Below are 26,201 nucleotides of genomic sequence, written 5' to 3' on the forward strand. Positions count from 1 at the left end.
GGCGAAGCGCCGTGTCGGCGCCCGCCGACAACTTAACCGGATCACCGGTGGCCGGGCGTGGCAACAGCGGAACCCTGCTGTCATACGGATTAACATCGGTGTATGACAATGATCAGCTTTCGCGTCGCCGACGCGGACGTGGCCGAGCTTGCCCGGTGGGCGCGGCGGCTGCGCATCGACCGCTCTGAGCTGCTCCGCGATGCCCTGCGACGGCGCTTGGCCGAGCTGGCGGCCGACGAGGACGCGCGGGGCTACGCCGAGCAGCCGGTGACGGCAGAAGAGATGGCGCCCGCTCACATCGCTGACTGGGGACCCGCCGATGACTGGGCCGACTGGGCCGCTGCGGCGCGGTGAGCTGTGGTTCGTGGCCACCCCTGGCGGCGACCGGCCGGTGCTCGTGCTCACCAGGGATCCGGTCGCGGACCGTATCGGCGCCGTCGTCGTCGCGGCGTTGAGCCGAACCCGCCGGGGGCTGGTCTCGGAGCTGGAACTGACCGCCGCCGAGGACCAGGTGCCAAGCGATTGCGTCGTCAACTTCGACAACATTCACACGCTGCCACGCAGCGCCTTCCGCCGCAGGATCACCCGCTTGTCCCCGGCGCGCCTGCACCAAGCCTGCCGCGCGCTTCGGGCCAGCATCGGATGCTAGGACGCGCCGGGCCGGGTAGCGCCCTCGCGGCGCTGTTGGCCGCGGCGCTCGTCGCCGTGATGGTGATTACCGCTCCGCCGACGGCTTATGAGAGCCAGCCGGCGTTCGTCGCGAATCCGGTTGACCACGTCGACACCCTCATCGGCACCGGCCGCGGAGGCCGGACGGTGGGAGAGATCAACAACTTTCCCGGCGCCTCGCTGCCATTCGGCATGGTCCAGTACTCGCCGGACACCGTCGACACCTATGCCGGCTACAACTACCACAAGGATCGCGTCACCGGGTTCAGCATGACCCACGCCTCGGTGGGTTGCGCGGCCTTTGGGGACATCTCGATGCTGCCCACCACCGCCCCGGTCGGCTCGCACCCCTGGGACGCTACCGAGAAAATCGCCCACGACGACACCGAGGTGGGCGTGCCGGGCTACTACACGGTGCGATTCCCCGACACCAAGGTGATCGCGGAGCTCACCGCCAGCACCCGCACCGGCGTCGGCCGGTTCCGCTATCCGCGCAACGGCCGGCCGGCACGGTTGCACGTGCGTTCCGGCGGGTCTCTCGCGGGGAACTCCGCCGCGACTCTGCAGATCGGCGAGGACAACGCCACGATCACCGGGTCGGCGACCAGCGGCGGGTTCTGCGGCAAAAAGAACACGTACACGGTGTACTTCGCGATGAAGTTCAACCGCCCGTTCACCTCCTACGGCACCTGGGACGGCGACTGGGTGTATCCCGGTGGCCGCGTGGCATTTTCGAGTGACAGCGGGGGCTATGTGGAGTTTCCGCCCGGCTCGGCGCTCGAGGTGCGCACCGCGTTGTCCTACGTCGGCGTGGAGGGGGCGCGAGCGAACCTCGCCGCCGAGGGCGGGGCCAGCTTTGATGACGTGCGGGCCACCGCGACGAGAGAATGGAACACGGTCTTATCGCGCATCGCCGTGGCCGGCGCCGATGGCGCCGCCGTCAAGACCTTCTACACCGCCTTTTACCACTCGCTGCTGCATCCCAACACCTTCAACGACGCCGACGGCCGCTACCTCGGATTCGACGGCGCCATACACGCGGTGCCCCCCGGGCACACCCAATACACCAACTTTTCCGACTGGGACACCTACCGGGGCGTCGCCGCCCTGCATGGCTTGCTGTTTCCCGAGCGGGCCAGCGACATGGCCCAATCGCTGGTGAACGACGCGGAGCAAAGCGGGTCTTTTCCGCGGTGGGCGCTGGCCAACGCGGCAACCGCGGAGATGACCGGTGACAGCGTCGTCCCGCTGATCGTCAATCTCTACGTCTTCGGGGCCAAGGACTTTGACGCTCACACGGCACTGCGTTACATGGTCGGCGCGGCGACCGACGGCGGCGTCGGGCGGGGCGGTTACGTGGAGCGCCCGGGAATCGCGACCTACCTGCAGCGAGGCTACCTGCCGGTGACATCGGAGTCGTGCCTCGATGGTTCCGTCCCTGGTGCCTCGATCACGCTGGAGTGGTCGGTCGACGATTTCGCGATTTCACGATTCGCCGGCGCGCTGGGTGACTCCGCGACGGCCGGCGAATTCCAGCGCAGGGCGCAGTATTGGCAGAACCTGTTCAACCCCACCACCCGGTATCTCTCGCCCCGCAACGTTTTCGGCTTCTTTGCCCGGGGCCCCGGATTTGTCAGGCCCCCGCCCTTCTGCTTCGGCCAGGTCGGCTTCGACGAGGGCAACGCCGCGCAATACGTGTGGTGGGTGCCGCAGAACATCGCGGGGCTGGTGACCGCGCTCGGCGGCCGCAAGGCGGTGACCGAGCGGCTCGACCGCTTCACCCGGGAGCTCAACGCGGGTCCGGACAAGCCCTATCTGTGGATCGGTAACGAGCCGGGCTTCGGGGTGCCGTGGCTGTACAACTACGTCGGTCAGCCCTGGAAAACTCAAGACCTGGTCGACCGGGTGCGCGGCAGCCTGTTCGGACCCACACCCGACGGTGAGCCGGGCAATGATGACCTGGGCGCGCTGTCCAGCTGGTATGTCTGGGCCGCCCTCGGCCTGTATCCCGGGACCCCGGGAACGGCGAGTCTCACCGTGAGCACCCCACTCTTCGACCGTATCGTGATCGCGCTGCCCGCAGGCCGATTCATTCGCATCTTCGCGTCCGGCGTCTCCGCACCCAACCGCCTGAGGTACATCAACGGCCTCAGCGTCAACGGCCGGCCCACCGATCGGACGTTTCTTCCGGAGTCGATCCTGCGCGGCGGTGGCACGCTGGTGTTCGCGCTGTCCGCCACCCCCGGCAACGGCTGGGGCACTGCCGCGTCCGCCGCCCCGCCGTCGTTCGGCGCGGGCAGCTCGGCGGTGACGGTCAACGTCGTTCCCGATGTCGTCGCAAGCGCTCCGGGGACCACGGCGACCGTGACCGTTGATGCGCAGCGGATGATCGGCGGCGCCCCCGACTACACCATCACCGGCACCGCTTACAGCGCGGGGATCACGGTGGCGCCCGTGTCCGGACGCTTTGCCTCCGACGGCTCAGCCAGCGCGACCGTTGCGATCAGCGTCGCCCCGTCCGTGCTTGACGGGTATTACCCGCTCGTTCTGACCACCACCTCCGGCGAAGGCACCCGGACGTTTATGCTCCTGGTCGCGGTCGGCCAGGCCGGGGCCGAGCAGTGGCCGAGAGCGTAAGCTGGCGAGAGATGTCGGCGACGGCGAGTCGGGGGATGTCGCAGCCGTCGCGCCGCGCGAGAGCGTGGCCACACACCGCCGGTGGGCTTCTGGCCACGGTGGTTACGGTGACCGGTCTTATGGTCGCGGCGTGCGGTGCCCGCACCTCCGGCGACGAGGACCGGACCCGCCACCCGGGTGGCGCGGCGATCCTCAATACGACGACCGTCGCGGAGTTCGTCGCCGCCTTCGCCGATGCGGGGCTCGCGGTGCCCAACGCCCACGATGTCGGGCCGCAGAAATGCCCGCGGATCGGCTGCATTGACGCCGTGGACACCGACACCGTGTCCATCGTGAAGTTTCCGAGCACCGGCAAGGCGGAACTGTATGCGGCCTCGGTTGCGCACATGTTCCAAGTGGAAGACGTGGTGCTGGTGTTCTCTTCGGTCCTGTCCCCGGAGGCCAGGCGGCCTTACGAGCAGGTGGCGGAACGCACTATCCGCTGACACCGCACCCGCCGTGCCGCTGTGTGCGGCGCGCGCGGGTGGCCGTTGACGCTGCCATGATGGCTGCATGGCCCACCGTGATCGCGACGCGTCCGGTCGGCCCCGAAGCGCGCGCCCGCGCGACGCGCTGGGCCGACCGCTTGTCCGCGGCAGTTTAGGGATCCCCGCTGTCCCGGACGATCTCGCCCTGGGGCCGGCCGACACCCTCGCCTATGCGCAGGAGCTGCTCGACCGGGGCCTGGCATTCAACGCGCACGAGGTGCTCGAGGCCGCGTGGAAGCACGGCCCGCCCGGTGAGCGGGGGCTGTGGCAGGGCCTGACCCAGCTTGCGGTTGGCATCACGCACGTCCAGCGCGGCAACGTCACGGGTGCGATGAGCCTGTTGCGCAGCGCCTCAACCCGCCTTGCTCATGACCATCGCCCCGCACCCCACGGTGTCGATGTCGCCGGTTTGGTGGAGTTCGCGGACGCGTTGATCGAGGACCTGAAGGCAGGTGCCGCCATCCCGCCGGAGCGGCTGCGACCGCGTCTCGTCCGCGCCGGCTAGCTGATGGGGTCGGGCAACCCCGCCACGGTGTCGATGTGGTAGTGGCTGGCGGTCCACGGCGGGGAGCCGGGGGTAGGCGTGAGCGTGACAGTGATGAGAGATTTTCCCTCGGTGAAAGAGCCCGCGATGAGGTAAGTGTCGTCAAGCCACCGGTGGGTGCTGTTGCTGCGCGGCTGTAGCCAGGTCCCGGCGGGGATCCCGTCAATGGCAAGCTGCGCCGATTGGAAGCCGTTGAGTTGGTCCGAGGTGCGGCGCACCAAGATTCCGTGGTTAGCGGGGCCGGCGCGGACCTGGAAGGTGATCGCAGCCTCGGCGGTGCGGACCAGCCCGGCAACGATGCGGGTGTCGTCGCTGCCCTCATACCCGCTGAGGAGTAGTTCATCGGTGGCGTCAGCATCGGTGTAGCCGTGCAGGATTCGGCTGACGGGGTCGGTGGGGTAGACATCGTCGCTGGCAGCAGTGGTGTCGTTGGGTTGTGTGTAGAGGAATGCTGTTGAGCTGTAGTCGGGTTGGACCATGTTGCGTTTGCCGTGCTCGATGCCGAACCGGATTGCCGAGTGGTAGCCGATCGCGTCGGCGAGCATGAGCCGATAGGCGGCGACGCAGTAACCTGCGCACCCGCCGGTGGCCGTGCGCTGATCGGGCTGGCCGGTGAGGGGGGCGCTGTAGCGGCTGCCGTTGTTGAAGTACCAGCCGCCCTCGTAGAGGTCTTCGGTGCCGGTTCCATACCACTGCGGGGATGCGGAACCGTCGGTGTACACGCGTTCGGCTCCTTCGAGAAAGTACGGGGCGTCCTCCATAAACGCCGTTTTGATCACCGCACCCCTCATGGTGTGGTTGACGCCGACGAACTTGCCGTGGCCGTGCTCGTCGGCGAACAACCAGTCCTGGCCGGGAGTCGTTGGCCCGGCATGCGAGCGCGCGGTGAAGTAGCCGGCGCGCCCGCGGGCCAGGGCGGGTGCCCACTGGGGGTCGGGCACGGTCACCACATCGCTGCTGATCCCGCTTACCGGACCGCCGGTCGCGTTAAGGAGGGTGACGCGGGTTGTGCTGGCGAAAGGCATTGGCCACCATGATGATAACGCCACCTCTCCGCCGGGTTGGGGGATCGTGGCGAACATCAGCGATCGCACATTGGCGACCCCCAGCCCGGCGCCGAAGAATTCCCCCAGGGGCGAGTCGACCGTGGTGCGGCCGTCGAACTCGATCACCAGGCGCAGCCCGTGCAGAAGCTGGTCCGCCGGTTTGGGCAGCCATAAATGCAGCGCCGAGATACTGCCCGGCCCAACAGATTCCGCAATAGTCTGCCCGGTGTCAGCGGCCAGTGCGACCACACGATGGGTATGCGTTGCCCTGGGCGCGGCGGGTTTGGGGTCGACGGTGCCCGCGGCGCGGAGGGTGGCGAGCACGTCGAGCGCGGGGTCCGAGGGGGAGAAGGTGGGTACGCCCTCGGCGGTCGAAAACTGGCGATAGTCCACGTGGTAGTACTCCACATTCGATGTGACACTGACACGCATCGACCGTCGGTACGGCATGGGGACCTTGATGTAAACGCCCCCCGGCGACTGCGCCGCATTGGCGACCAGAGGCCACACGAACGGCGCGCCCAGCGCACCATCGACCACCGATTGCAGCGGCGCGTCTATCACCGGACGCCCATCCAGCTCGATGCGGATCGCTCCGATCGCCCGCACATTGCCGCGGTCGCGGGTAAACCAGATCGAGTCGATTTCCCCGGCGCCGCGATCCTCCGCGACGACACAACCGGCACCGCCGGGCGCCAGACACCCGCCGGTGCCGTTGCGGTTACCGGTGGATAGGTCGAAATCACCGCCGGTGCGATCGAAGCTCGACACCTCCAGACTTTGGGTGCCCGCGCTCAGATACGGCAACCGGTCCAATCGGCGCAAGGTGTCCCAGCCCACCAGCGTGGCGCCGGGTCCTGCGAGAGCCGGCTCGGCGGGCGCTGCGCCCGCGTCACCGGCGCCGGCGATCGCCAGCAGCAGCGTGGACATCGCCGACAGCGCCCGAATAGCTACCGGCATAGCACCCCAGGCTACGGTTTACGGGACTGACCCGCCCCCGGCTCGCCACGGCTGGCTATCGGTTCGGGGAGTCGGGTGAGCCGGGGTCACTTAGGATCGGCGATCGTCATGGGGACACGCGGATGAGCTATTGGCGAAGCGCAGCCGAGGACGAGGCGATGCAGAACGAGCACCGCTTCGTCTGGAAAGCGATGTTGGACACCATCGATGTCGACCTCGCCGGTAAGCGGGTGCTCGACGTCGGATGCAATCGGGGCGGCTTTCTGCGTTTGCTCGCCGACGAGTGCGGTATCGGGGAGGGTTTTGGCTATGATCCCGCGGCGGGCGCGGTCGAGGACGCACGTCGCCTAGCGGGCGCGCGCCCGCTGCGCTTCGAGACCGCCGCAGCGCCACCGGCGGGGTGGAGTGGGTTTGATGTGGCGTTTAGTCACGAGGTGCTTTACCTGTTAGATGATCTGCCCGCGCATGCGGCGGCCATTTTCCGGGTCCTTAAGCCCGGCGGCGTGTACTACGCCGTGATGGGCGTGCATGCCGCCAGCCCGCTGATGGCGGCCTGGCATGCGGAGAACGCCGGGAAGATGGGTCTGCCGGCGCTTTACGACCTCGATGAGGTGACCGCGTGGTTCTCGGAAGCCGGGTTTGAGGTTGCCGCCGCCCGACTGCGCATACGCTTTGTTCCGATCGCTGCGCGGGAGCCTAGCAAGGGCGGGCTGCGCGAGTGGCTCGACTACTACTACGACCAGAAGATCATGTTCCGCTTCCGCCGTTGCACGGATAGCCAGGCCGGCGCCGCGGGGCTCAGTCGATGAATAGCGCCATCGAGGCGGTGAATCCGTGCAGCGCGTTGCGGGCGGCGATGGGGCCGATCTCCCCGGCGGCGAAAAACCCGGCCAGGGCAATCGGCCCCAGCAGGTCCTGGATCGTTGCCGCGTCGTGGTCGGTGACTCCAAACATGCGCCGTCCCCGCCCGTTGCAGGTGAACAGCAGTGCGCCCACCGGGCGCCCGGGCAGTTCGGCGACGGCCCGCTCCAGGGCCAGGCGCAGATCTTTGTCGGCCCCCATGGGGTCGCGCACCTGAAACTGCACGGTCGCGCCGACCTGCACGATCTGGCCCAATTCGATTGCCCCGCTGGCGGGGTCGGCACCCAGCAGCCCGCGGATCAAAAAGTCGCCCGGACCGGGGGCCGCTAGATGCTCATCGACGAGGATCCCGATCTGCACCCCGCGCCCGATGAGTTCCTGCTCGCCGGGCGGCAACCCCTCGACGATCTCGCGCAGCCGCAGTAGCGGCGGGCGTCCGCCCAGCTCGGTGATCACCGGCCCGTCGGCGGCGGTGACAATGTAGGGCTGACCGATCGGCCGACACCCCTGCGACACGATCGGGGTGGCGTGCCGGCCGGGCAGCCGCACCCCGACCAGGCCCGAGCTAAACAGGTCGCGCCCACAAAACAGCCGGGTGTCCCCGGGTGCTTGCCCCCCGCCGACCAGGCCGCCCACCACTTTCACCCCGGGCATGTCGGTGTTGAGGTGCTCGACAAGCAGATGCGTGGGAAAGGTGTAGGGGTCGGCCAGCAGCAGGTGCAGATCCTGGGCGCCCGGGTCGAACCGGTAGCCGGTGAGCAGCCCACCCGAGCCGGTGCGGATGAAGTCCAGGTGAAACGGCTCCGCCGGCAGGTCGGAGGCCACCCACAGCGCCAGCGCGGGGCCGTCCTCGAACTCATGGTGCCCGGCGACAATTCCCTGGGCAACACACCCAATCAAGCAGGGCGGGGCGAGCATCTGCTGCACCGCGCCCAGCGCGTCGGCGGCTTGCCCGGTATGCGGTCGGGACGCGAACAGCACCGCCAGCGATGGCGCCTCGCCGGCGAGTCCGTCGCGCGCCTGCGTCGCCGCCTGCACCGCGGCCCGCCGCGTCTCAGCCGCGGCGGAAACCCCGACTGCGATTCGCACCCTTCCATGATGCGCCACCGGTGGGCGCGACGGAACGGGCAATGTCGCCGCCGTTTGCCGACGGCCGCCGCAAAACGACCCGCCGCAGCTACCCGGCTCCCGCAATCAACTGTCGACTGCCGCCAAGCGACCCACCCCATGTCGACGAGTTGTGCACCGCGGTGGCCTGGGCGGTGGTCCGCCCCGAGAGGGCTGCGGCGCTAGCGAAGCTCGCGGTCGATGAGGGCGGGTTTGGCAACTCCAACGACAAAGTCACGAAGATCACCAAGCGGGTCCTGGGCGTATTGGCCGACATGCATACCCTCCGCAGTGTCGGCGTCGTCGAAGAGAACCCCGAGCGCGGGCTGGTGAAGATCGCCAAGCCCATTGGTGTTGTCGCGGCCGTGATCCCCACCACCGGCCCGGATGCCACTCCTGCGGTCAAGACGCTGTTCGCGCTCAAGGGGCGCAACGCGATCGTGGTGGCGCCGCACCCACGGACGAAGGACACCACCACCGCCGTGGTGGCATCCATGCGCGAGGCGTGCACGCTGGTTGGAGCGCCCGCTGGTCTTGTGCAGATGCTCAGTGAGCCCTCCATTGCCAAGACGCAGGAGCTGATGCGCCAGGTGGATCTGATCGTGGCAACCGGCGGAGCGGCCATGGTGAAGGCGGCATACAGCTCCGGAACGCCGGCATACGGCGTCGGGGTCGGCAACACGGTGCATGTCGTCGACGAGACAGCAGACCTCGATGACGCCGCGGTAGCGATCGCCGCCGCGAAGACCTTCGATTATGCAACCAGCTGTCTGGCGGACAACGCGGTGGTGGTAGAGGCAAGCGTCTACGACCAGCTCGTGGACAAGCTCATCGCTGCCGGGGGCTATCTATGCAGCCCCGAGGAAAAGGCCGCGCTGCAAGGCGCGATGTGGCCTAATGGCGCGCACATCCCGACCCCCGACGTCATCGCCAAGCCCGCGACAGCGATCGCAGCGGTTGCCGGATTCATGATCCCCGCCGACCGTACCTTCTTGATGGTCGAGGAGGACGGTGTCGGTGCGGACCACCCGTTTTCCGGTGAGAAGCTTTCCGTGGTGCTCACCGTCTACCAGTACGAGGGTGGCATCGACCATGCCGTCGATCTGATTAACGCGATCACCGGGTATCAGGGGCTCGGGCACACCTGCGGTATTCACACCAGCCGAAACGACAATGTCGATGCGCTCGCGTTCCGGACCAAGACGGCCCGGGTCCTAGTGAACCAGAACCTCAACGAGGGGGCCGGCAGCCCCCGCAACGGCCTGCCCTTCACGCTCAGCCTGAGCTGCGGCACGTGGGGCGGCAACATCACCACCGAAAACATCAATGCCCGCCATTTCGTGAACCTCACCTGGGTGTCGCGGCCCATCGAACGCCACCTGGTCAGCGAAGAGGAGCTGTTCGCGGCCTACTGGAAACGCTATGGCCGCTGAGCGTCTGTGTCCTCGAGGTTTGAAGCGTCTGCAGCGTCTGCCAGGCCCGCGTTGCGAGCTGCAAGTTGAACCTGATGCCCGGATGCGCCAAGTCGTGCCCGGAGATCTCCCGAATCCGCTGCAGCCGGTATTTGAGGGTGCTGCGGTGCACGCAGAGCATGGCCGCGGTGCAGTCATAATTACCGCCGCACTCAAGGTAGCAGCCGAGCGTAGCGACTAGCTCGGAGTGCTTGCAGGTATCGTAGTCGAGCAACGTGCCCAGCCATTGACGGACAAACCGCTCGAGGGCCGCGGGCTCTTTCACCTCGCAGAAGATCCGGTACACGCCGAGATCGTCATAGCATGTCACCCGATCCTCGGCGCGGACTGAGTCCTGCAGAGTGAGCGCCAACTGGGCTTCACGATACGAGCGAGGATAGTCGCTCGGCCGTTCGCACCAGCCGCCGACGCCTACCCGGCAGCGGCCGCCGCCCAGCTCGGTCAGCACGGCCGACCGTAGCCGCTCCCAATCGGGTTCGGCATCGGAGAGCACCACCACCGCACCACCCCGCGATACCAGCAGTGAGCCGACGTTGTGGGCTCTAACACACCGCCGTACAGCGTGGAAGAATGTGTCCTCGTCCTGGGTGCGGCCGCGCCCCTCGACCACCACGACGCGATGACGCCGCTCCAAGTCGTACCCAAGCGCCTGCGCCCGGGCCAGCGCGCTTTCCTCGTCCGTGCCGGCGAGCAGTTCCTCCACCAGGTCACGTCGCAACCTCAACTCGGTCTCGGCGAGGCTACGCAGCCGGGCAAGCTCCATGGCGAGGACGGTGGTGGCATATTCAAGCGCGATCTTTTCCCGCTCTCCCGCTTCGCCCGCCGGGTCGACCAACGCAAGAACGCCCACCACGTCGGCGCGGGGATTGGCTACAGCCAGCAACCGGCCGCCCTCACGGATCGGCCGCCGTTCCCGCAAGGCACGGCGCAGCATCTGCTCCCGGCGGGCCGGCGGATCCTTCGGGTAGGGCTGCGGCCGGTTCGGTCCGGCCCACGCACGAAGGTTTCCGTACTGGTCCTCCACAGCGACCGGGATACCGGTCACCTCGTGCAGGGTGAGGGCAATACCGTCGAGCCCCTCACCCGCCACGGCGACTCGCGTGAACCGCTTATGAATCTCTGTGGTGTGCTCCAGCGCCTGCACCGTCTCGGCGAGGGCCTCGTTGGACGCGCGCAACTCCTCGGCGGTGGCTCGTTCCTTGACAAGCAGGTGTGCGTTGGCCAGGGCCACCCCCGTTTGTTGCGCCAACACCCGCAACAGGAACTGCTCATGTAGCCCGGGCTCGTCATCGGCCACCACAAAGACGTATCCCATGTGCACGTCGAGACCCCGCAACGGGAACGCCCAGCTCCATCCGGATCCCGCAATGGCCACCGGGCCACCGCTTCGCCCCAAGCTCGGTATCTGGTCCTCGAGCCCGGCCCGCACCGTCGGGTTGGCAATCGGCAAGGCAGTGGACCAACCCCGATCGCCAAGGTGCACACCGACCGTACGGCAACCGCCGAAGGACGGGACCGAGGTTGCAGCGAGGTGCAGGATCTTGCTCTCGTCCCGGCATTCGGTCATCAGCATCGAGAGCATTAGCAGAGCCTGTAGGTTGGACAGCTGGTCACGAAGCGCCGTGTCCGCCGCCGGTGCCTGGTCAGATGTTACTGGCCCCATGATCCCGCCAGGTAGCGAGGTACTCCCCAGGCTCCAGGTAGTAAGGATTGTCGAGGACCACCTCCCCAAGCATCACCTTGGGGTGCGTCTTGAGCACGTCGACGAGAACCTCGCCGCCGAAGCGATCGAGCTGGTACAGACACAGGATGACCTGGGGATAGCGGGGCAAAAAGTCATTCAGCCTCGCTTCGTATTCGACCAGCCCCTCAACCCCGGGCATTTGTCGCGTCGCCCAGGTCATTTCCCCCACCGAACGGGTGAAGCGGAACCCACCGGTGATGGCATCGCCGACCGAGCGGTCCCAGAAGTCAAGCATTGCCTTGGTGGAAAACCCCCCACCGCTGAGATACGTATCCCGTGACCGCAAGATGTCGAGCTGATGGCGGTCCCAGCGTGTGCCAAGATCGGCACCAAGGCTGGCCAACAGCGATTCCGGATCGGTATGGTCAATCACGCAGATGCACTTATCGCCAGCTTCCAGACCCTCACGGAGGAACGGCAGCAGGATCTTGTCCCGCTCCTGCTCGTTCGCGTAGAACACGCAGATATGGTCACCGGGCGCGAGCTGAACTCCAGGGATCCCCGTTGCTATCAGTTCGGTGGAAAACGTCATCCCGTGTCTTCTCTCTCATTGACAGGCTTATCCAGACCCGACAAGACGAGTGGTGCTCAATTTGTTCTCAATGGCTTCATACCTCAACGAAGATTGTCCCATAAGGACAACTTTCAGATATTGAATTAACCGCATTCGGGCGCCGTAATTGCCCCGCCGCTCGCTGCTTGCCATCCCAGACCGGCCTGCCGTCTCTGCCGGGCCCGGTCTGGCTACTAACCGCTGGTCAGGGTTTTGCGCACGATGGCTGCCCCGTCGGCGAGGGCGCGCAGTTTGCTGGCCGCGACCATGCGCGGCAAGTTGATCAAGCCGCAGTCGGTGGACAGGCCAAGCCGTTCGGCGGGCACGAATTCGAGCACCTGACGGATTCGGTCGGCGACCTCGTCGGCGGTCTCGGTGATAGTGCTCTTGACGTCGATGACACCGGCCACGAAGTCCTTCGGCCATCCATGGTCGAGCAGCGGCTTGAGGTCGTCGGGGCCCATGCGGCCCACCTCGTAGTTGAGCGCGTCGATTTGAGCGTCAAGTACCTGCGGGAAGATCGCCCGGGCACGCTCAGGCGCCGGTGCCGAGGCGGGTCGGCGGTCGAGTATCCAGGCACCGAACTCTTTCTCCTCGTCGTCAGGGAGGTAGGCCGGCGTGCCTGAATAGTTGCCCCAGCAGGTGTGCACCCAGAACTGGGTGCCGACGCCTTCGACGGCCTTGTTGAGCGCCTCGATTTCCCAATCGCCCATGCCATATGGCCAGACGAACTCATCGAGTTGGATGATGTCGCAGCCATTGTCGGCCAGTTCTTTGAAGTCCTCGTTAAACGCCCTGGCGAGCGCAAGAGCGAGTTCCTTGGTGTCCTTGTAGTACTGGTTGCTGGTCGCCGCCGCAAGAACCCCAAGGCCGGTATAGGAGATCTTCACCGGTTTCTTGGTCGCCTTGCGTGTCGCCCGTAACGTGGCGAGGTGGAACGGGTGCTCGCGGCGCACCTCGCCAACACAGGTGGGCGCGAAAAGCGTCGAGTAGATCGGCAGGCCGATCGGTGGGCCGGACAGCTTATACCCGCTCATCCGTTCCACGTAGTGGTAGAGGATCTGACCGTACGGCGAGTCGCCCCCGTACACTTTGCCGTCGCTGATGACATCGATGCCGGCGGCCTCCTGGTCGTGAACGATTGCGCCGACGGCGTCCTCGAGCGCCTCCCGGCTGATCGCGTCGTAGACGAACTCGCCAACTGGGTATCTGGCGAATGCCTGCCCGTCATACCACCGAGGGTTGGGGTAGTTGCCCACCATCGTGGTGGGCAGCAGGATGTCCTGGGATCCCACGCGCATTCCGGTTTCCCCTTCGTTCGACGGCGGCGCCGCCTGTGGTTGTCATTCTGGTGCTGTTAAGTCTCATCCGGGAAAGCCGCCGTTTCTCCGGTGTGACGGGGCGAATTAGGATTACCGTCTCGTCCTACTGGGATGGATTTGCGATCTTGATGCGCCAGTCCACGGCGAGGCTTCCTCCGGTGCCTGATATCACGGGGTTCAGGTCGAGCTCTGCTACTTCGGGCACGGCGGCGAGGAGGTCTCCGACCGCGCACAGCACTGCGCAGAGGGCGTCCAGGTCTACCGGATCGGCACCGCGGGCGCCGGTGAGCAGTGGGGCCCCCCGCAGCCCCATGACCAGACGCCGTGCTTGTTCGACCGGCACCGGGGCGAGCCCTATCGCGACGTCGTCGAGCACCTCCGCGTGGACGCCCCCGAGCGCCACCGTGACGACCGGGCCAAACTCCCGGTCGCGGACACCGCCGACGAGCAGTTCGACGCCGCTGACCTGAGGCTGCACGAGAACCGCCGCCCCGGGAGCGAGCGTAAGCAGATCGGCAGCGGCTGCTCGCATGGCATCGGGGTCGGTGATGGCGAGCCGCACGGCACCCACATCCGTCTTGTGCACCAGATCTGTGTGCACGGCTTTCGCCACGACGGGGAAGCCGAGCAGCTCCGCCACCGTCGCCGCCCCGGCTGGGTCGGTGCAGATCTCCCCCTGCACCGTGGGGATCCGAAATAAGCCGAGCAGCTGCGACCCGGTCTCGGGGTCGAGCCAACCAGGCGGCATTGGTGGCAGCTTTGCCGGCCGGGGGACTGTCGTGCGCGGCAAGGTCTGCGGTGTCCGGGCTGCACCGTATCGCGCGGCGTGCCCGATAGCGCGAGCCGTGCGGGTGGGCCACTCGAAACAGGGAACACCGGCCTCCTGCAGTGGCCGGGCATGGTGACGGGCGGCTCGGGGGGCCACCCAGCAGCCGTACACGGGAACCCGCACCCCGTCCTTTCGAAGGCGCATGACCGCATCGCGGATTGCGCCGACGACCGAGGGATCGGCGGACCGCTGGAGGAGAACAGGCACGACGGCGTCAACTTCTCCCGAGCGGGCGAGCTGCTCCACGAGCAGCGGGTACAAATCAGAAAACCTCTTCCACACCGGGGTTATATCGACCGGGTTGTGCGGGCTCGCGAACGGTGGCAACAGGGCGGCCAGCTGTTCCTGAAGCCCCGCCGAGAGTTCGGGTACCATCAAGCCCTCGTCGGCGAGCAAGTCGGCAAGCTCGACTCCGGTGCCCCCCGAGTTGGTGATGATCCCGACCCGCGGCCCCACCGGCGGCGGCTGTGTATCGAGTGCAGCGGCAACGTCCATCATCTCCAGCCCGGACCGGGCCAGGATGACACCCGCCTGGCCCAATGCCGCGCGCCACACCCGTTCGGAGCCCGCCAGTGCCGCGGTGTGCGACTGGGCGGCCCGCGCGCCGGCCGCCGACCGGCCCGTCCGCGCGACGATGACTGGCTTGTGTGCCGTGATCCGCTGGGCCTCCTCGACGAAGGCACGCCCGTCGGACAGCGACTCCAGGAAGAAGCACACCGTGCTGGTGGCAGGGTCGCGGCCGAGGTAGCGCAGCAGCTCCGCGTCGCCGATGTCAACCTTGTTTCCGGCCGCATACACCTTGGCAAAACGCATATGCTCCTCGGTGCCCAGCGTGTGGATCGACATGCCGTATGCCCCAGATTGGGTGACCAGGCTGATGCCGCCGCGACCGGGCGGCGTTCCCTCCGCCATCGAGGCGTTCAACGGCAGGTCGCAGTTCTGCACGCCGAAGGAGTTGGGCCCGACGATCCGCACGCTGCCGCCGCGGGCCGCGGCCACCAGCTCATCCTGAAGGCGCGCGCCGTCCGGCCCCGATTCAGCGAAGCCACCGCTGATGACTAGCACAGCCGGCACCCCCTTCGCGGCGGCTTCCCGGACGACTCCCGGAACCGCGGCTGCGGGGACGACGACCACAGCCAGGTCGACGTCTCCTTCGACTGCCGTCAGCGTCGGGTACGTCTTACGGCCGGCAACGCTCTCGGTGGACCGGGTCACCGGTACCACCTCGCCGGGGAACTCCGCGAGGTTGCGCCAGAGCAGCTCCCCCATCGAGCCGGACCGGTCGGACGCACCGACCAGCGCGACCCGTCGGGGGTCGAACACCGCGTTGAGCGGATCGATCAGCTGCAGCATGAGCAGGACGCCCGCGACCCGTGGCTAAAGGTGCGGCTCAGCTCGCCGGGGGCGAACTCCGAGCGCCGTACGCCGAGCGGGTCGATGGCCCGCAGTGCGGCGAGCTCGCCCGCACTGGGCGGGAGCACCGGCCGCAGGTCGGCGGCAACCCGCAGCTTGAAACCGGTCCTGGCCTGGATCTCCTCGAGACTTACGTCGGGGAACAGCTGGCGCAGCCGGGCGTGCCCATCGGTTTCGTAGTCGAACACGCCGAGCTCGGTGATCAGCCACTCCGGTCCGCGGCCGGAGAAACCCAGCTCGACGCGTGTCCCTTCGCTGGTCCGATGGCCCATGTCGGTGACGAAGTCGCACCGCTCGACCAGCGTGCGCCCCGACCGGTGCCGGGTGGTCCAGAGCGTCAGGTTGCCGATCGTCGCGGCCAGGTTGCACCCGCCTCCGCCACCCCCCAGTTTTACCTTAGGCGAATCGAGCGGGCCGATTGCCGTCACGTTCGTGTTGCCGTATGGGTCGATCTGCGCGCCAGACAGGAACATCCGGTCAACATCGCCGCGCACCGCGGCGTCGAAGAACTCCTCGAACCGCATCCGGTACAGCGCTCCCCGCTGGAGGCTGTAGTCGTTGCCTGTCGGAGGGATGAACGGCGGGTCCGGGTTCACGGCGTACGTCGCGCCCTCGACCAGCAGCATGTCGCGGGCGTGGGTGCGCCGGGCAACGTGCATGGCTACCTGCGCGCACGGGCTGCCGAAACCGTGGAAGACGATTTCTCGCTCTTTGATGGTCCTGGCCAGCAGGACGACGAACCACTCGTCGATCGTGAACGTCATGCGAAAAGCTCCTTCCACGCGTCGGTGGACTGCGACCAGCCACGCAGTTGAGCCAGACGCGCTTCGCCGACGAGCTTGCGGTAGGCATCTTCGGTCGGTGCCCCCATCACGAAGGTGTCCAGGTAGCCCGTCAGCTCTTGGCCACCCGCCGCCGCGCGTCGCACATAGTCGGCGAGGTGAGCCCGATCATAGGCGTAGGCGGGGTAACAGGAGCTGGGGTGAGCGCCGTACGGCACCTCTGCGACCGCGCGCACCAGATGGGCGGGGATGGTCACGCCGGCCGTCGCCACCTCCTCCGTCGACACGATCCGCTCGACGGTGGCGACCACCTTGCGTGAGGCGGCGGCGAACCGCTCGTCAAGGACATAGGGCTGCTCGAGATGCAGGTTGCCGCGCCGGTCGCCCAGGGGCGCGTGGATCAGGGCGACGTCGGGTCGTAACGGCGGGACGGCCACCAAAGTCTCACCGGTAAACGGACAGCTGACCTCGCGGTATTCGGGGTGCATTCGCCTGATGTCAGAGCCCTTGATGCCACGCACCGGCATGAACGGCAGACCGAACTCGGCGGCCCGCAGCTGCGCCAGCATCGTCGCGCAACAGCTTTCCCGGATCTCGATCGCGCCGGTCTCTGCGGCCCGCCGGTAGGCCGGGGCCAGCCCGAGGTCCTGCTCGAACCCGACGTAGCTTTCCTCACAGACAGCGATCGCGCCGGCGGCCACCAGCAGATCGACGTCGATGCCGTGTGCCGAGCCGACGACGTGCAGTGCGTGGCGGTCCCGACGGATCAGCTCGCGCACCAGGGCCATCGGCAGCCGAGCGGACAGCCCGCCGCCCAGGGCGACCAGCGCGCCGTCGGTGACTTCTGCCGCGGCCGTGGGCAGGTCGACCAGCTTATCCGCATCCAGGTGAAAGGGCATGATATGTCCGTCTACTGAGCGGTCATGCCGCCGTCGGCGGTGATAACCGAGCCGGTAAGAAACGACGCCTCGTCGCTGGCGAGGAATAGCGCGACCTGGGCGATCTCCTCGGGCGTGCCAAGTCGGCCGATAGGGTATTTCACCAGCGTCTTGGTTAGGCCGGCCTCAAGGTCGCCGCCGCCTCGCGCACGCAGCAACGGGTCCATCAGCGGGGTGAAGACGGTGCCCGGGCAGATGACGTTGACCCGGATCCGGTGCGGAGCGAGGTCGATCGCCATTGAACGGGTAAGCGACACGACCGCGCCTTTGGCCGCGCAGTACGCCGCGAAGTTCGGCACCGCCACCAGCCCGGCCACCGAACCCTGGTTGACGATCGCCCCGCCTCCCGCCTCGATTAAGTGCGGCACCGCCGCACGAGAGACCAGGAAGGTACCCTTGGCGTTCACCGCGAAGCACCGCTCCCAGTCCTCCTCGGTTGCCTCGGCAACCGAACCGCTGCTGCCCACGCCGGCGTTGTTGTAGACCACGTTGAGACGGCCCAGCTCCCCGATCGCGCGTGTCATGGCTGCCCGCACGTCGCCGTCGTCGGCGACGTCGGCTACGATCGCGACAGCCCGACCGCCTGCGGCGACGACTTTCTCGGTTGTCTCTTTGGCGGCCTCGGAGCGCACATCGACCACGGCGACCGCGGCGCCCTCCTCGGCGAACAGCTTCGCCGCCGCCCGCCCGATGCCGGAACCGGCACCGGTGACAAACGCGACACGGCCGTCCAGTCGTCCAGCCATCACAGTGCTCCTCATCGGTTAGAGGGGTTAGAGGGCGGTCCAGCCGCCGTCGATCACGAACAAGTGGCCGGTGAGGTAGGCCAAGCGCTCGGACGCGAGCGCTGCCACCGCCTCGGCGATCTCCTCGGGCTGCGCCACCCGGCCCATCGGGATCTTCGACTCCACCTGGGCTCGCAGTGCGGGTTGGGAGAGGCGCCAAAGGGTCATCGGGGTCTCCACCATGCCCGGGCAGACCGCGTTGGCCCGGATCCCCGCGGCGGCATAGTCCACCGCCAGGGACTTGGTGAACTGCACCGCCGCGCCCTTAGAGGTCGTATAGGCGCACCGCCCCGGGAACGCGACCAGCCCGGCTACCGACGCGATAGTGATCACATGCCCGGAGCCTTGCCGGACCATGGTGGGTAGCGCGGCGCGGGCGCACAGGAACGGGCCCCGCACGTTAACCGCCTGCACTCGCTCCCACTCCTCGATCGGTGTCTGGTGGCAGACGGTGGCCTCGGCGTTCCCGGTGATGCCCGCGTTGTTCACCAGCAGATCGATACGCCCGAAGGCGTCGAGCACGCCGGCGAACGCCCGCTCCACGTCAACGGGGTCAGTCACGTCGGCGCGCAGGTAGAGATCGGCTGCCCCGCCAGGTTGGTCGTTCAAATCGAGGACCGCCACGCGCAGGCCGTCGCAAGTCAGCCGGGCCGCGGTCGCCTTGCCGATGCCCGAAGCACCACCGGTGACAACCGCGACCCGATCCGGTGCGGTCGTCGGACGAAGTGTTTCTATAGGCATGCTTACAGTACCTTCATGGCATGCCGGGGCGCGCCCACCGCCGTGGCGGCCTGGGCGGCAAGCAGCAGCGGCTCATAGACGGGCGCGTACGGCGGGGCATAGCAAAGGTCGAGGTCTTTGAGGTCCTCGACATCCAAACCGGCCTGCAACCCCACCGCTACCGCGTCAATGCGTTTGGCCACACCATCGCCAGGGCCGATCAACTGCGCGCCGAGTAACCGACCCCCATTCTCATGAACCAGCCGCGCCCAGACCGGGGCCGAGCCCGGAAGGTACTTGGCGCGAGATCTGCCCATCACATCGGTGGCGACAGCCGCAATCCCTTCTGCAGCTGCGTCCGTCAGCGTCAGCCCGGTGGAGGCGACTGCGAGGTCAAAGACCTTGACCACCGCGGTGCCGAGGATCCCGGCGAAACGGGCGTCCCCCCCGGCTGCGACGGTACCGGCCACCCGGCCGGTCTTGTTGGCTGCCGGACCCAACGGAACGAAGGCCGGCCGCCCCAGCACCCGGTGGTAGGGCGCGATGCAGTCGCCGGCGGCGAACACGTCCGGCAACGAGGTTCGCATCCGGTCGTCGACGAGCAGCGCGCCGCCCGGTCCGGTGAGCGCACCCGCCGCCGCTGCCAGGTTCGACTCGGCTCGGACCCCGGTGGCGACGACCACGGCGTCCACCCGCACGATCGCGCTGTCGACCGACGCTTCGAGGCCGTTGGCGGTTCGGCGGACGCTGTCTATCCGGGCCCCGAGGCGAAGGTCCACGCCGTGGCGACGCACCTCGTCCTCGACGAGCGCCGCCGGCTCCGGGTCGAGATTAGGCATGACCCGGGGGAGCTGCTCGGCGACGGTCACCTGGACGCCGCGGGCGGTCAGTGCCTCGGTCATCTCCAGCCCGAGGTACCCGGTGCCCACAACGAGAGCACGGCCGACGTGCCCAGCGTCGAGCAGGCTGCGCAGCCGGATGGCGTCCTCGAGGGTGCGAACGGTGAAGGCGTACGGGTCGTCAAGCCCCGGAATCGGAGGGCGAATAGGAGTTCCGCCCGCAGCCACCACCAGGTGCCGGTAACTCAGACGGGACTCGCGCGGACCGTTGCGGTAGCAGACCATTCGCCGCTCCGCGTCGATCAAGCTCACCCGGGTGTGCAAGCGCAGGTCGATGCCGCGCTGATCGCGGAAGAACGACGGCGGATAGGCGAGCAAAGACTCGGCCCGGTCGACGTGCCCGCCCACGTAGTACGGGATACCGCACGCACCGTATGCAGCGTATCCGCCAGCCTCCAGCACCACCACGTCGCGCACCGGGTCGGTGCGGCGGGCTGCGGACGCTGCCGACATCCCGGCCGCGCCGCCGCCGATCACAACAAGTCGCTCCGTCATGGCTGTGCTCAAACATTACGAATCAGATGCTTGATATCCCATGTCCTAAATAGACGAAGACTCGGTGTCTGTTGGTAGCGACAGGACACGGACACCCGTGACGAATGCCGCTAGGTTCTGGAGCAGTGACCCGTCCACGACGCGGGCTGTTCACGATCGAGAAGCAGCCTGTTCAGGATTAAAGGGAGGCATGACCATGTGGGACTGTCCCGGCTTCCTTGATGTGCCGGAGCGCGACGGCAAGCCGCGGCGCCGCGGTGTGACCCACGTCCTGGATCGGGGCGCAACGCTCGTGGAACTCGAGGCAAGACTTGAACAGGCCGGACACCTGGTGGATGTGGTCAAGATCGGCTGGGGAATCTCCTACGTCGACCCGATGCTCAAGCAGCGGGTGGCGCTGTGCAGCGACGCCGGCGTCAAGGTGTGTCTCGGCGGGACGTTGCTGGAGATCGCCACGATTCAAGGCCGGCTTGATGAGCTGCGACGGTGGGCTGCCGACCTCGGCGTCGACTCTCTGGAGGTGTCGAATGGCCTTCAGGCATTGTCCCCCGGACGCAAGACCCAGCTCGTGCGCGCGCTGGCGGAGGATTTCACCGTCCTTGCCGAGACGGGCGCTAAGCACGGGCACGTTCCTGTCGTGGCCGACGAGTGGCTGGCCGAGATGGAGGCGGACCTGGCCGCCGGCGCGACGTGGGTGGTCGCCGAGGGCCGCGAGAGCGGCACCGTTGGCGTGTACCGCGAGGATGGCAGCGTGCGCACCGACCTGGTCGACGCCATCGCGGCCCGCCTACCGCTGGATCAGGTGATCTTCGAGGCGCCGCGAAAATCCCAGCATGCCTGGTTTGTGCGGCGGCTTGGGCCGGCCGTGAACCTCGGCAACGTGCCCCTCGACGAGGTGCTCCCGCTTGAGACACTGCGTCTCGGCCTGCGCGCGGATACCGCCGCCCTCGCCGACCTCGGAGTGTCGCGGTGATTCCCGACCCGAAGCCCAACACCATAACCCGGCCCTACCGCGGCTTGTCCGTGCAGGAGGTCGACGTCCCGCTCACCGAGATGGACCTCGTGCCGTACCTGCTGGGGCGTGAGGCGTACCGCCGTACCGATTACCTCGTCCTGCGCAACGGCGACGACACCGCGGTTGTCACGGTCCGGAAGGCCTCAAGCGAGCCGCTGTTCTCCCCCATTATCGAGGCCAGGCTGCTGGCCGGACCCGACGAGGTCGTCTGCGTCAACTCTCCGCTGACCGACGTCGGCAACGCGACAGCGCTGGCCCGTGCGGCCCTTCGCCACGCCCGGCCCGGCGCGAAGGCGTACGTGATCCGGGGCCGCTACGAGCACGTCAACTTCATCTGGCAGCCGGCGCCGGTGCGGATTCGGGTCACCGAGGTGGTGCCGCCTGATCCGCCGAAGCTGTTTGCCATGGCCGAGCAGGTCGTGGCCTTTGACGAAGATCTCCCACCGATCGACCTCGTGCTCGACGTGGTGGACATCCGTCGACTGGCAGCCGCCAACCCCGCGGACAGTTATCTGCTGCCGTGCCGGGGATCCGGCGTCAGCCTGGGCGGTCAGCTCGCCTTCCTCGACACCCGGCCGGCGCAGCGGCCGGACTGGCTGATGATCGGCTGCGAGCGCTCCCTGCAGTTTTACCGCCACTTCTATGGCGGCGAGCCTACCTGGGTCGATATCTGCCCCCGGCGCCGGGAACAACGAACCGACGGAGAGCCAACGTTGACCAAGTGCTGCCTGCTCGAGCGCGGCATCGAGGTTCAGGGCACCACCGGGATCGTGCCATGGGGATCGAAGCTCGACGAGATCCGGTCGGTGCTGCGCTTGCTGACAGGGGTGGACAAGCACAGCCGGGCGCCGGTGGTGTAGAGGGCGGGATGGCGATGGGCGCGCATCTCATTGACTCCGTGCTGTACGGGCACCTTTGGGGCACGCCCGAGATGCACCGTTTGTTCGACGACGATGGCCGACTGCAGTCGTGGCTGGAGATTCTCGCGGCGCTGGCTGAAGCCCAATGCGATGTCGGGCTCGTGCCTGCGGGCGCGGCCGCTGCGATCCGCGAGCACGCTGATGTCAATCTGTTCGATCTGGAGAGGGTGGCGGCGGAAACCCGGGCTGCGGGACACTCGACGCTCGGCCTGATTCGCTGCTTCCAGGAGATCCTTCCCGAGAGCGCCCGGCAGTGGGTCTATTACGGCGCCACGGTGCAGGACCTCACGGACACCTGGACAACCCTGGTGATGCGTCAGGTTGGAAATATCGCGGAGCGCGACCTGGCCCGCGCCGAAGCCGCGGCGGTGAAGCTGGCCGGTCAATATCGCGACACAATGATGCCCGGCCGCACCCATGGCCAGCCCGGTCTGCCGATCACGTTCGGATTCAAGGCCGCGGTGTGGGCGGCCGAGCTGCACCGCCACCGCATGAGGCTGGCAGAGGGTCGCCGTCGCTGGGAGGTCGTCCAGCTCGGCGGAGCGCTGGGCACCATGGAATTCTGGGGGGATCAGGCGCTTCCGCTGCTCGACGCGTTTGCCCGCCGCCTCGGCTTGATCACCCCCGAGATCCCGTGGATCACCGCCCGTGACGGGGTCGCAGAGTTCGCCGGCCTGCTGGCGATGGTCACGGCCACCCTGGCCAAGATTGGCCAGGAGGTGTATGAGCTGGCCCGTCCGGAGATCGGCGAACTCCGCGAGCCGTCCACTGTAGGCCGTGTCGGCAGCATTACCATGCCGCACAAACGTAACCCCGAAATCTCCGAGCATCTGGTCACCCTGGCCCGGGTGGTGCGGGCCGCTGCGACTGTGGCTGTGGAAGGCATGGTTCACGAGCATGAGCGCGATGGGCGATCCTGGAAGGCCGAGTGGGTCGTCCTACCGGAGGTGTGCCTGCTTGCCGGGGCAGCGCTCGCCTTCGCCTGCGATCTTCTGGAACGGCTTGAGGTCGACCCCGATCGGATGTGGGCTAACCTTGAGGCACAACGCGGGTACCTGTTTTCCGAGCCGGTGATGCGCCGACTTGCCGATCGGATCGGCAAGCACGCCGCCCACCAAGTGGTGTATGAGGCGGCGCTGGCCGGCTTCGAGCGTGGCAGCGACTTCAAGACCGCCCTGCTCGCCGACCCGAGAGTCAGCGAGCACCTTAGCCCGGACGACATCGCGCGCTGCCTCGATCCGCGGGCCGCTCTGGGTGCCGCTGGTGCGTTCGTCGACCGGATCAGGCAGGTGGGGCCGCCATGAGGGAGCTTCCCCGCGTGCCGCTGGTCGCCGCGCCCACGCCGCTGCAGCCGGCGCCGCGGCTGTCGGCCGTCCTCGGGGTGGAAACGTGGTTTAAGCGCGACGACCTGACCGGGCTGGGACTTGGCGGCAACAAACTGCGCGGCCTGGAATATCTCCTCGCCGATGCGCAGGCTCAGGGCTGCGACTGCCTGGTTACCGGCGCCGGTGCGCAGTCGAACTGGGCCATGCTGGCCGCCGTCACCGCCCGGCGCTGCGGCCTCGACCCGTACCTCGTCTTCTACGGCTCCCCGGCCCCACCCAGCGGAAACCTGCTGCTTGATGAGCTCGTCGGCGCGGACATCCGCTACACCGGCGTTCCCGGTCGCGCTTCGGTCGACGACGCGATCGAGACACTCGTGGCAAAGCTTTCCAAGCAAGGGCGCCGGCCCTACCCGCTTCCTCGTGGTGGTGCTACCGCGCTGGGTTCGGTCGGCTACGTGCAGGCCAGTCTCGAGCTGTTCGACCAGCTCGCAGCCGCTGGCCTACGCCCCTCCCAGCTCTGGCTGGCCACCGGCTCGTGTGCGACGCAAGCCGGTTTGGTCGCCGGGGCTCGCGGCCTGGGCAACCCGTACGACGTCGTCGGTGTCACGGTCAGCCGTCCCGCCAGCGAGTGCATCACCCGGATCACCTCGCTCGCGGCAGGCGCGGCGGGGCTGCTGGATCTGCCCTCCGCCGAGCCGACAGAGGTAACGGTGCTCGAGGGGTTTCTGGGGCCTGGCTACGGCAAGCCGTCGACCGCAGGGGAGTCCGCGGCCCAGCTTGTGGCACGCACCGAGGGGATCTTCCTTGACCCGGTCTTCGGAGCGAAGGCGATGGCCGCGCTTGTCGATGCGGCGACCGAGGGCCACATCCCCGGTCCCGTCGTGTTCTTAGTCACCGGCGGCGCACCGACCCTTTTCGCCGAGTCGCGAGCTGCCGTGGCAGAGCCTGCGCCCGAGGAGGTCAGGGCAGCCGAATCCCCGGAACGCTTCCGCAGAGCGCGACCAAACGCGCGTCGGGCGATCCCTGACGGCTATCTCGGTGCGGAGGCCCGGATCACCAGCGGCCCGGCGCCGGAGCTAATCGATGCCGGCTATGCCCTCGAGCTGGCCGACGCTCCCTTGCTGCACCGTGGCCTTACCGTGGCCGACCTCGCGCACGTCGTTACGCTGCGCCAGGCCGGGGTGATCCCGGCCGGCGACGCCCGCGTGCTGCTCTCCGCTCTGCTCGACGTGCTGGCAACGCCGGTGGAGGAGTTTCCCTACAACCCGGTCTACGGAGACGCCTACAACAGCCGAGAGCATGAGCTGGAGCGACGGCTGGGCAGCGTTGCGGGCTGGCTGCACACCGGGCGTACCCGGCGGGAGGCGGGACGGATCGCGTTCCGAATAGCCCTGCGCGACCTTCTCCTCGACCTGCACGAGCAAGTGTGTCGGTTTATCGACGCAGTAATCGAGCAGGCGAGGCGGCACGCAGACACGGTCTGGGCGGACACGACCTACCTTCAGCCGGCGCAGCCGTCGACGTTCGGCCACTATCTCGGCGCCTTCGGCGAGGAAGCGGCCCGGCACTTGGACCGGCTCGAGCACGTCTACCAGTGGGCAGACCGCTCCCCGGCGGGGGTTGGCGGTGTCGGCGGCAGCCGTGTTCCGATAGACCGGGCCGCGCTCGCCGATCTTCTCGGCTTCGCGGCGCCCGGCGCGCACACCCGCGACATCATGTGGGCGGTCGACGGGCTCACCGACGCCGTGGTCGCTGCCGCGCAGGCAGCAACCACCATGGACCGGCTGGCTGAAGACCTGGAGATCTTCGCTAGTCCGGGTTTCGGTTATGTCACCCTTGACGCCTCGCTGTGCCGGGCTTCGGTCTTCATGCCGCAAAAGCGCAACCCGTATGCCCTGGCGGTCATTCGGGCTAGCGCTGGCACACTGATCGGCCGAGCGACCGGACTCATGGTAACCCAGCGCTCGCCGTCTGCCCGGACCGACAACTGGTTGCACGCCTACGGCGAGGTGGCGCGAGCCCTCGCCCTGGCCCGGCGGGTGGTCGCGCTCGGCGCCGAGGTCACCCGGACGCTAGCGGTCGACCGTGACGCGCTCGCGGCAGCGGCCGGCGCTCACTTCACCGGTGCGGCCGATCTCGCTGAGGAGCTGGTGCTGGCGAACGGGCTGGACTATCGGTCGGCCTACCGGATCGTTGGTCGAGCCGTCGCAGCCGCGGTGGAAGCCGGCCGCTCATGTCTCAGCGAGGCCGACCTCACCCGTGCCGCCGTCGACGCGCTCGGCCACGCCATCGAGGTCGATCCGAGCATCGTCACCATCGCATCCGAGCCGGCGCGGATCGTCCACAGTCGCACCGCCTTCGGCGGGAGCGCCCCGGAGCGGGTCAGAGAGCACTGCCGCGCTCTTCACGATCGCTGCGCCGAGGCCGACCGATGGCGGATCGAGCAGCACGCCCGCGCTCGCGGCGCCGAAGACAGTCTCCTCGGTACCGCGCAACGCCTCGCCGCGCATCCGGCTCCCGCGTGATCGAGTCCGTGGGTCCTTGGGACAGCAGCGGGTGTGGCCGGAAGCGGCCTCGCGCATGGGAAAAGGAGACCTCGACACCGCTGTCAGCTACCGGCCAGGGTGCGCATGGTCAC

Annotated in this window: 22 protein-coding genes; 11 read left to right on the forward strand and 11 right to left on the reverse strand. The window is 67.8% G+C overall.

Annotation, left to right across the window (positions count from 1 at the left end; all coding sequences use genetic code 11):
* The first annotated feature begins 102 nt into the window (after window positions 1–102).
* The 5 genes from MSM1_RS10330 (at window position 103) to MSM1_RS10350 (ending at window position 4,338) form a co-directional block, all read left to right on the forward strand.
* Entirely contained in the window at window positions 103–354 is a 252-nt protein-coding gene (locus MSM1_RS10330; RefSeq protein ID WP_236055919.1) for a ribbon-helix-helix protein, CopG family, read from the forward strand.
* Window positions 341–649, forward strand: coding sequence for a type II toxin-antitoxin system PemK/MazF family toxin (locus MSM1_RS10335; RefSeq protein WP_213442833.1), 309 nt, complete (start codon window positions 341–343; stop codon window positions 647–649). Before MSM1_RS10330 ends, MSM1_RS10335 begins: the two co-directional genes overlap by 14 nt.
* The gene (locus MSM1_RS10340; protein ID WP_213441930.1) at window positions 643–3,306 is read left to right on the forward strand and encodes a GH92 family glycosyl hydrolase; all 2,664 of its coding nucleotides are present in this window, start codon (window positions 643–645) and stop codon (window positions 3,304–3,306) included. The genes MSM1_RS10335 and MSM1_RS10340 overlap by 7 nt, the downstream gene beginning before the upstream one ends.
* Before the next feature lie 107 nt (window positions 3,307–3,413).
* Entirely contained in the window at window positions 3,414–3,791 is a 378-nt protein-coding gene (locus MSM1_RS10345; protein ID WP_213441932.1) for a hypothetical protein, read from the forward strand.
* Window positions 3,792–3,858: 67 nt separating this feature from the next.
* On the forward strand, window positions 3,859–4,338 hold the full coding sequence (locus tag MSM1_RS10350) for a DUF309 domain-containing protein (protein ID WP_213441934.1): 480 nt from the start codon (window positions 3,859–3,861) through the stop codon (window positions 4,336–4,338).
* Here MSM1_RS10350 and MSM1_RS10355 read toward each other — a convergent pair.
* Window positions 4,335–6,383 carry a glycoside hydrolase family 172 protein gene (locus MSM1_RS10355; protein WP_213441937.1) on the reverse strand — a complete coding sequence of 683 codons (2,049 nt, stop codon included), beginning with the start codon at window positions 6,381–6,383 and terminating at the stop codon, window positions 4,335–4,337. The genes MSM1_RS10350 and MSM1_RS10355 overlap by 4 nt on opposite strands.
* Window positions 6,384–6,505: 122 nt before the next feature.
* Here MSM1_RS10355 and MSM1_RS10360 point away from each other — a divergent pair, with 122 nt between their 5' ends.
* The gene (locus MSM1_RS10360) at window positions 6,506–7,192 is read left to right on the forward strand and encodes a bifunctional 2-polyprenyl-6-hydroxyphenol methylase/3-demethylubiquinol 3-O-methyltransferase UbiG (protein ID WP_213441939.1); all 687 of its coding nucleotides are present in this window, start codon (window positions 6,506–6,508) and stop codon (window positions 7,190–7,192) included.
* On the opposite strand, the gene MSM1_RS10365 is transcribed toward MSM1_RS10360, so the two are convergent.
* Window positions 7,182–8,333 carry an FIST N-terminal domain-containing protein gene (locus tag MSM1_RS10365; protein WP_213441942.1) on the reverse strand — a complete coding sequence of 384 codons (1,152 nt, stop codon included), beginning with the start codon at window positions 8,331–8,333 and terminating at the stop codon, window positions 7,182–7,184. The genes MSM1_RS10360 and MSM1_RS10365 overlap by 11 nt on opposite strands.
* 161 nt (window positions 8,334–8,494) lie before the next feature.
* Here MSM1_RS10365 and MSM1_RS10370 point away from each other — a divergent pair, with 161 nt between their 5' ends.
* On the forward strand, window positions 8,495–9,784 hold the full coding sequence (locus MSM1_RS10370) for an aldehyde dehydrogenase family protein (RefSeq protein WP_307857355.1): 1,290 nt from the start codon (window positions 8,495–8,497) through the stop codon (window positions 9,782–9,784).
* On the opposite strand, the gene MSM1_RS10375 is transcribed toward MSM1_RS10370, so the two are convergent.
* The 9 genes from MSM1_RS10375 to MSM1_RS10415 form a co-directional block, all read right to left on the reverse strand.
* Complete coding sequence (locus MSM1_RS10375) at window positions 9,735–11,405, reverse strand: CdaR family transcriptional regulator (protein ID WP_236055924.1); 1,671 nt, start codon at window positions 11,403–11,405, stop codon at window positions 9,735–9,737. The two genes, MSM1_RS10370 and MSM1_RS10375, sit on opposite strands and share 50 nt — an antisense overlap.
* A 61-nt stretch (window positions 11,406–11,466) precedes the next feature.
* On the reverse strand, window positions 11,467–12,099 hold the full coding sequence (locus MSM1_RS10380) for an MEDS domain-containing protein (protein ID WP_213441948.1): 633 nt from the start codon (window positions 12,097–12,099) through the stop codon (window positions 11,467–11,469).
* A gap of 215 nt (window positions 12,100–12,314) precedes the next feature.
* The gene (locus MSM1_RS10385; protein WP_213441950.1) at window positions 12,315–13,421 is read right to left on the reverse strand and encodes a cobalamin-independent methionine synthase II family protein; all 1,107 of its coding nucleotides are present in this window, start codon (window positions 13,419–13,421) and stop codon (window positions 12,315–12,317) included.
* 124 nt (window positions 13,422–13,545) lie between these two features.
* Window positions 13,546–15,624 carry an acetate--CoA ligase family protein gene (locus MSM1_RS10390; protein ID WP_213441952.1) on the reverse strand — a complete coding sequence of 693 codons (2,079 nt, stop codon included), beginning with the start codon at window positions 15,622–15,624 and terminating at the stop codon, window positions 13,546–13,548.
* Window positions 15,612–16,448, reverse strand: coding sequence for a CoA-transferase subunit beta (locus MSM1_RS10395; protein ID WP_213441954.1), 837 nt, complete (start codon window positions 16,446–16,448; stop codon window positions 15,612–15,614). Before MSM1_RS10395 ends, MSM1_RS10390 begins: the two co-directional genes overlap by 13 nt.
* A complete protein-coding gene (locus MSM1_RS10400) occupies window positions 16,445–17,365 on the reverse strand; it encodes a CoA transferase subunit A (RefSeq protein ID WP_213441956.1) in 921 nt (306 codons plus the stop codon). The genes MSM1_RS10395 and MSM1_RS10400 overlap by 4 nt, the downstream gene beginning before the upstream one ends.
* A gap of 11 nt (window positions 17,366–17,376) precedes the next feature.
* The gene (locus MSM1_RS10405) at window positions 17,377–18,150 is read right to left on the reverse strand and encodes an SDR family NAD(P)-dependent oxidoreductase (RefSeq protein ID WP_213441958.1); all 774 of its coding nucleotides are present in this window, start codon (window positions 18,148–18,150) and stop codon (window positions 17,377–17,379) included.
* 27 nt (window positions 18,151–18,177) lie between these two features.
* Entirely contained in the window at window positions 18,178–18,930 is a 753-nt protein-coding gene (locus MSM1_RS10410; RefSeq protein WP_213441960.1) for an SDR family NAD(P)-dependent oxidoreductase, read from the reverse strand.
* Window positions 18,931–18,932: 2 nt separating this feature from the next.
* Complete coding sequence (locus tag MSM1_RS10415; protein ID WP_213441962.1) at window positions 18,933–20,303, reverse strand: FAD-dependent oxidoreductase; 1,371 nt, start codon at window positions 20,301–20,303, stop codon at window positions 18,933–18,935.
* Between the two features lie 190 nt (window positions 20,304–20,493).
* Here MSM1_RS10415 and MSM1_RS10420 point away from each other — a divergent pair, with 190 nt between their 5' ends.
* Genes MSM1_RS10420 through MSM1_RS10435 form a run of 4 tightly spaced genes read left to right on the forward strand, consistent with a single transcriptional unit; the run spans window position 20,494 to window position 26,088 of the window.
* Complete coding sequence (locus tag MSM1_RS10420; protein ID WP_236055926.1) at window positions 20,494–21,276, forward strand: phosphosulfolactate synthase; 783 nt, start codon at window positions 20,494–20,496, stop codon at window positions 21,274–21,276.
* Window positions 21,273–22,178: a hypothetical protein gene (locus MSM1_RS10425; protein ID WP_213441965.1), complete on the forward strand. Its 906-nt coding sequence runs from the start codon at window positions 21,273–21,275 to the stop codon at window positions 22,176–22,178. The genes MSM1_RS10420 and MSM1_RS10425 overlap by 4 nt, the downstream gene beginning before the upstream one ends.
* Before the next feature lie 14 nt (window positions 22,179–22,192).
* Window positions 22,193–23,542: an adenylosuccinate lyase family protein gene (locus MSM1_RS10430; protein WP_213441967.1), complete on the forward strand. Its 1,350-nt coding sequence runs from the start codon at window positions 22,193–22,195 to the stop codon at window positions 23,540–23,542.
* Entirely contained in the window at window positions 23,539–26,088 is a 2,550-nt protein-coding gene (locus MSM1_RS10435) for a pyridoxal-phosphate dependent enzyme (protein WP_236055927.1), read from the forward strand. Before MSM1_RS10430 ends, MSM1_RS10435 begins: the two co-directional genes overlap by 4 nt.
* Window positions 26,089–26,201 lie beyond the last annotated feature (113 nt).

It is taken from the genome of Mycobacterium sp. SM1 (genome assembly GCF_018361265.1).
Classification (GTDB): domain Bacteria; phylum Actinomycetota; class Actinomycetes; order Mycobacteriales; family Mycobacteriaceae; genus Mycobacterium.

Bases quoted from the DNA above. Each gene is read 5' to 3' on its own strand.
- MSM1_RS10330 (WP_236055919.1), top strand. From the start codon at position 103: ATGACAATGATCAGCTTTCGCGTCGCCGACGCGGACGTGGCCGAGCTT.
- MSM1_RS10340 (WP_213441930.1), top strand. From the start codon at position 643: ATGCTAGGACGCGCCGGGCCGGGTAGCGCCCTCGCGGCGCTGTTGGCC.
- MSM1_RS10350 (WP_213441934.1), top strand. From the start codon at position 3,859: ATGGCCCACCGTGATCGCGACGCGTCCGGTCGGCCCCGAAGCGCGCGC.
- MSM1_RS10355 (WP_213441937.1), bottom strand. From the start codon at position 6,383: ATGCCGGTAGCTATTCGGGCGCTGTCGGCGATGTCCACGCTGCTGCTG.
- MSM1_RS10360 (WP_213441939.1), top strand. From the start codon at position 6,506: ATGAGCTATTGGCGAAGCGCAGCCGAGGACGAGGCGATGCAGAACGAG.
- MSM1_RS10375 (WP_236055924.1), bottom strand. From the start codon at position 11,405: ATGCTCTCGATGCTGATGACCGAATGCCGGGACGAGAGCAAGATCCTG.
- MSM1_RS10380 (WP_213441948.1), bottom strand. From the start codon at position 12,099: ATGACGTTTTCCACCGAACTGATAGCAACGGGGATCCCTGGAGTTCAG.
- MSM1_RS10385 (WP_213441950.1), bottom strand. From the start codon at position 13,421: ATGCGCGTGGGATCCCAGGACATCCTGCTGCCCACCACGATGGTGGGC.
- MSM1_RS10390 (WP_213441952.1), bottom strand. From the start codon at position 15,624: ATGCTGCAGCTGATCGATCCGCTCAACGCGGTGTTCGACCCCCGACGG.
- MSM1_RS10395 (WP_213441954.1), bottom strand. From the start codon at position 16,448: ATGACGTTCACGATCGACGAGTGGTTCGTCGTCCTGCTGGCCAGGACC.
- MSM1_RS10400 (WP_213441956.1), bottom strand. From the start codon at position 17,365: ATGCCCTTTCACCTGGATGCGGATAAGCTGGTCGACCTGCCCACGGCC.
- MSM1_RS10405 (WP_213441958.1), bottom strand. From the start codon at position 18,150: ATGGCTGGACGACTGGACGGCCGTGTCGCGTTTGTCACCGGTGCCGGT.
- MSM1_RS10410 (WP_213441960.1), bottom strand. From the start codon at position 18,930: ATGCCTATAGAAACACTTCGTCCGACGACCGCACCGGATCGGGTCGCG.
- MSM1_RS10415 (WP_213441962.1), bottom strand. From the start codon at position 20,303: ATGACGGAGCGACTTGTTGTGATCGGCGGCGGCGCGGCCGGGATGTCG.
- MSM1_RS10420 (WP_236055926.1), top strand. From the start codon at position 20,494: ATGACCATGTGGGACTGTCCCGGCTTCCTTGATGTGCCGGAGCGCGAC.
- MSM1_RS10430 (WP_213441967.1), top strand. From the start codon at position 22,193: ATGGGCGCGCATCTCATTGACTCCGTGCTGTACGGGCACCTTTGGGGC.
- MSM1_RS10435 (WP_236055927.1), top strand. From the start codon at position 23,539: ATGAGGGAGCTTCCCCGCGTGCCGCTGGTCGCCGCGCCCACGCCGCTG.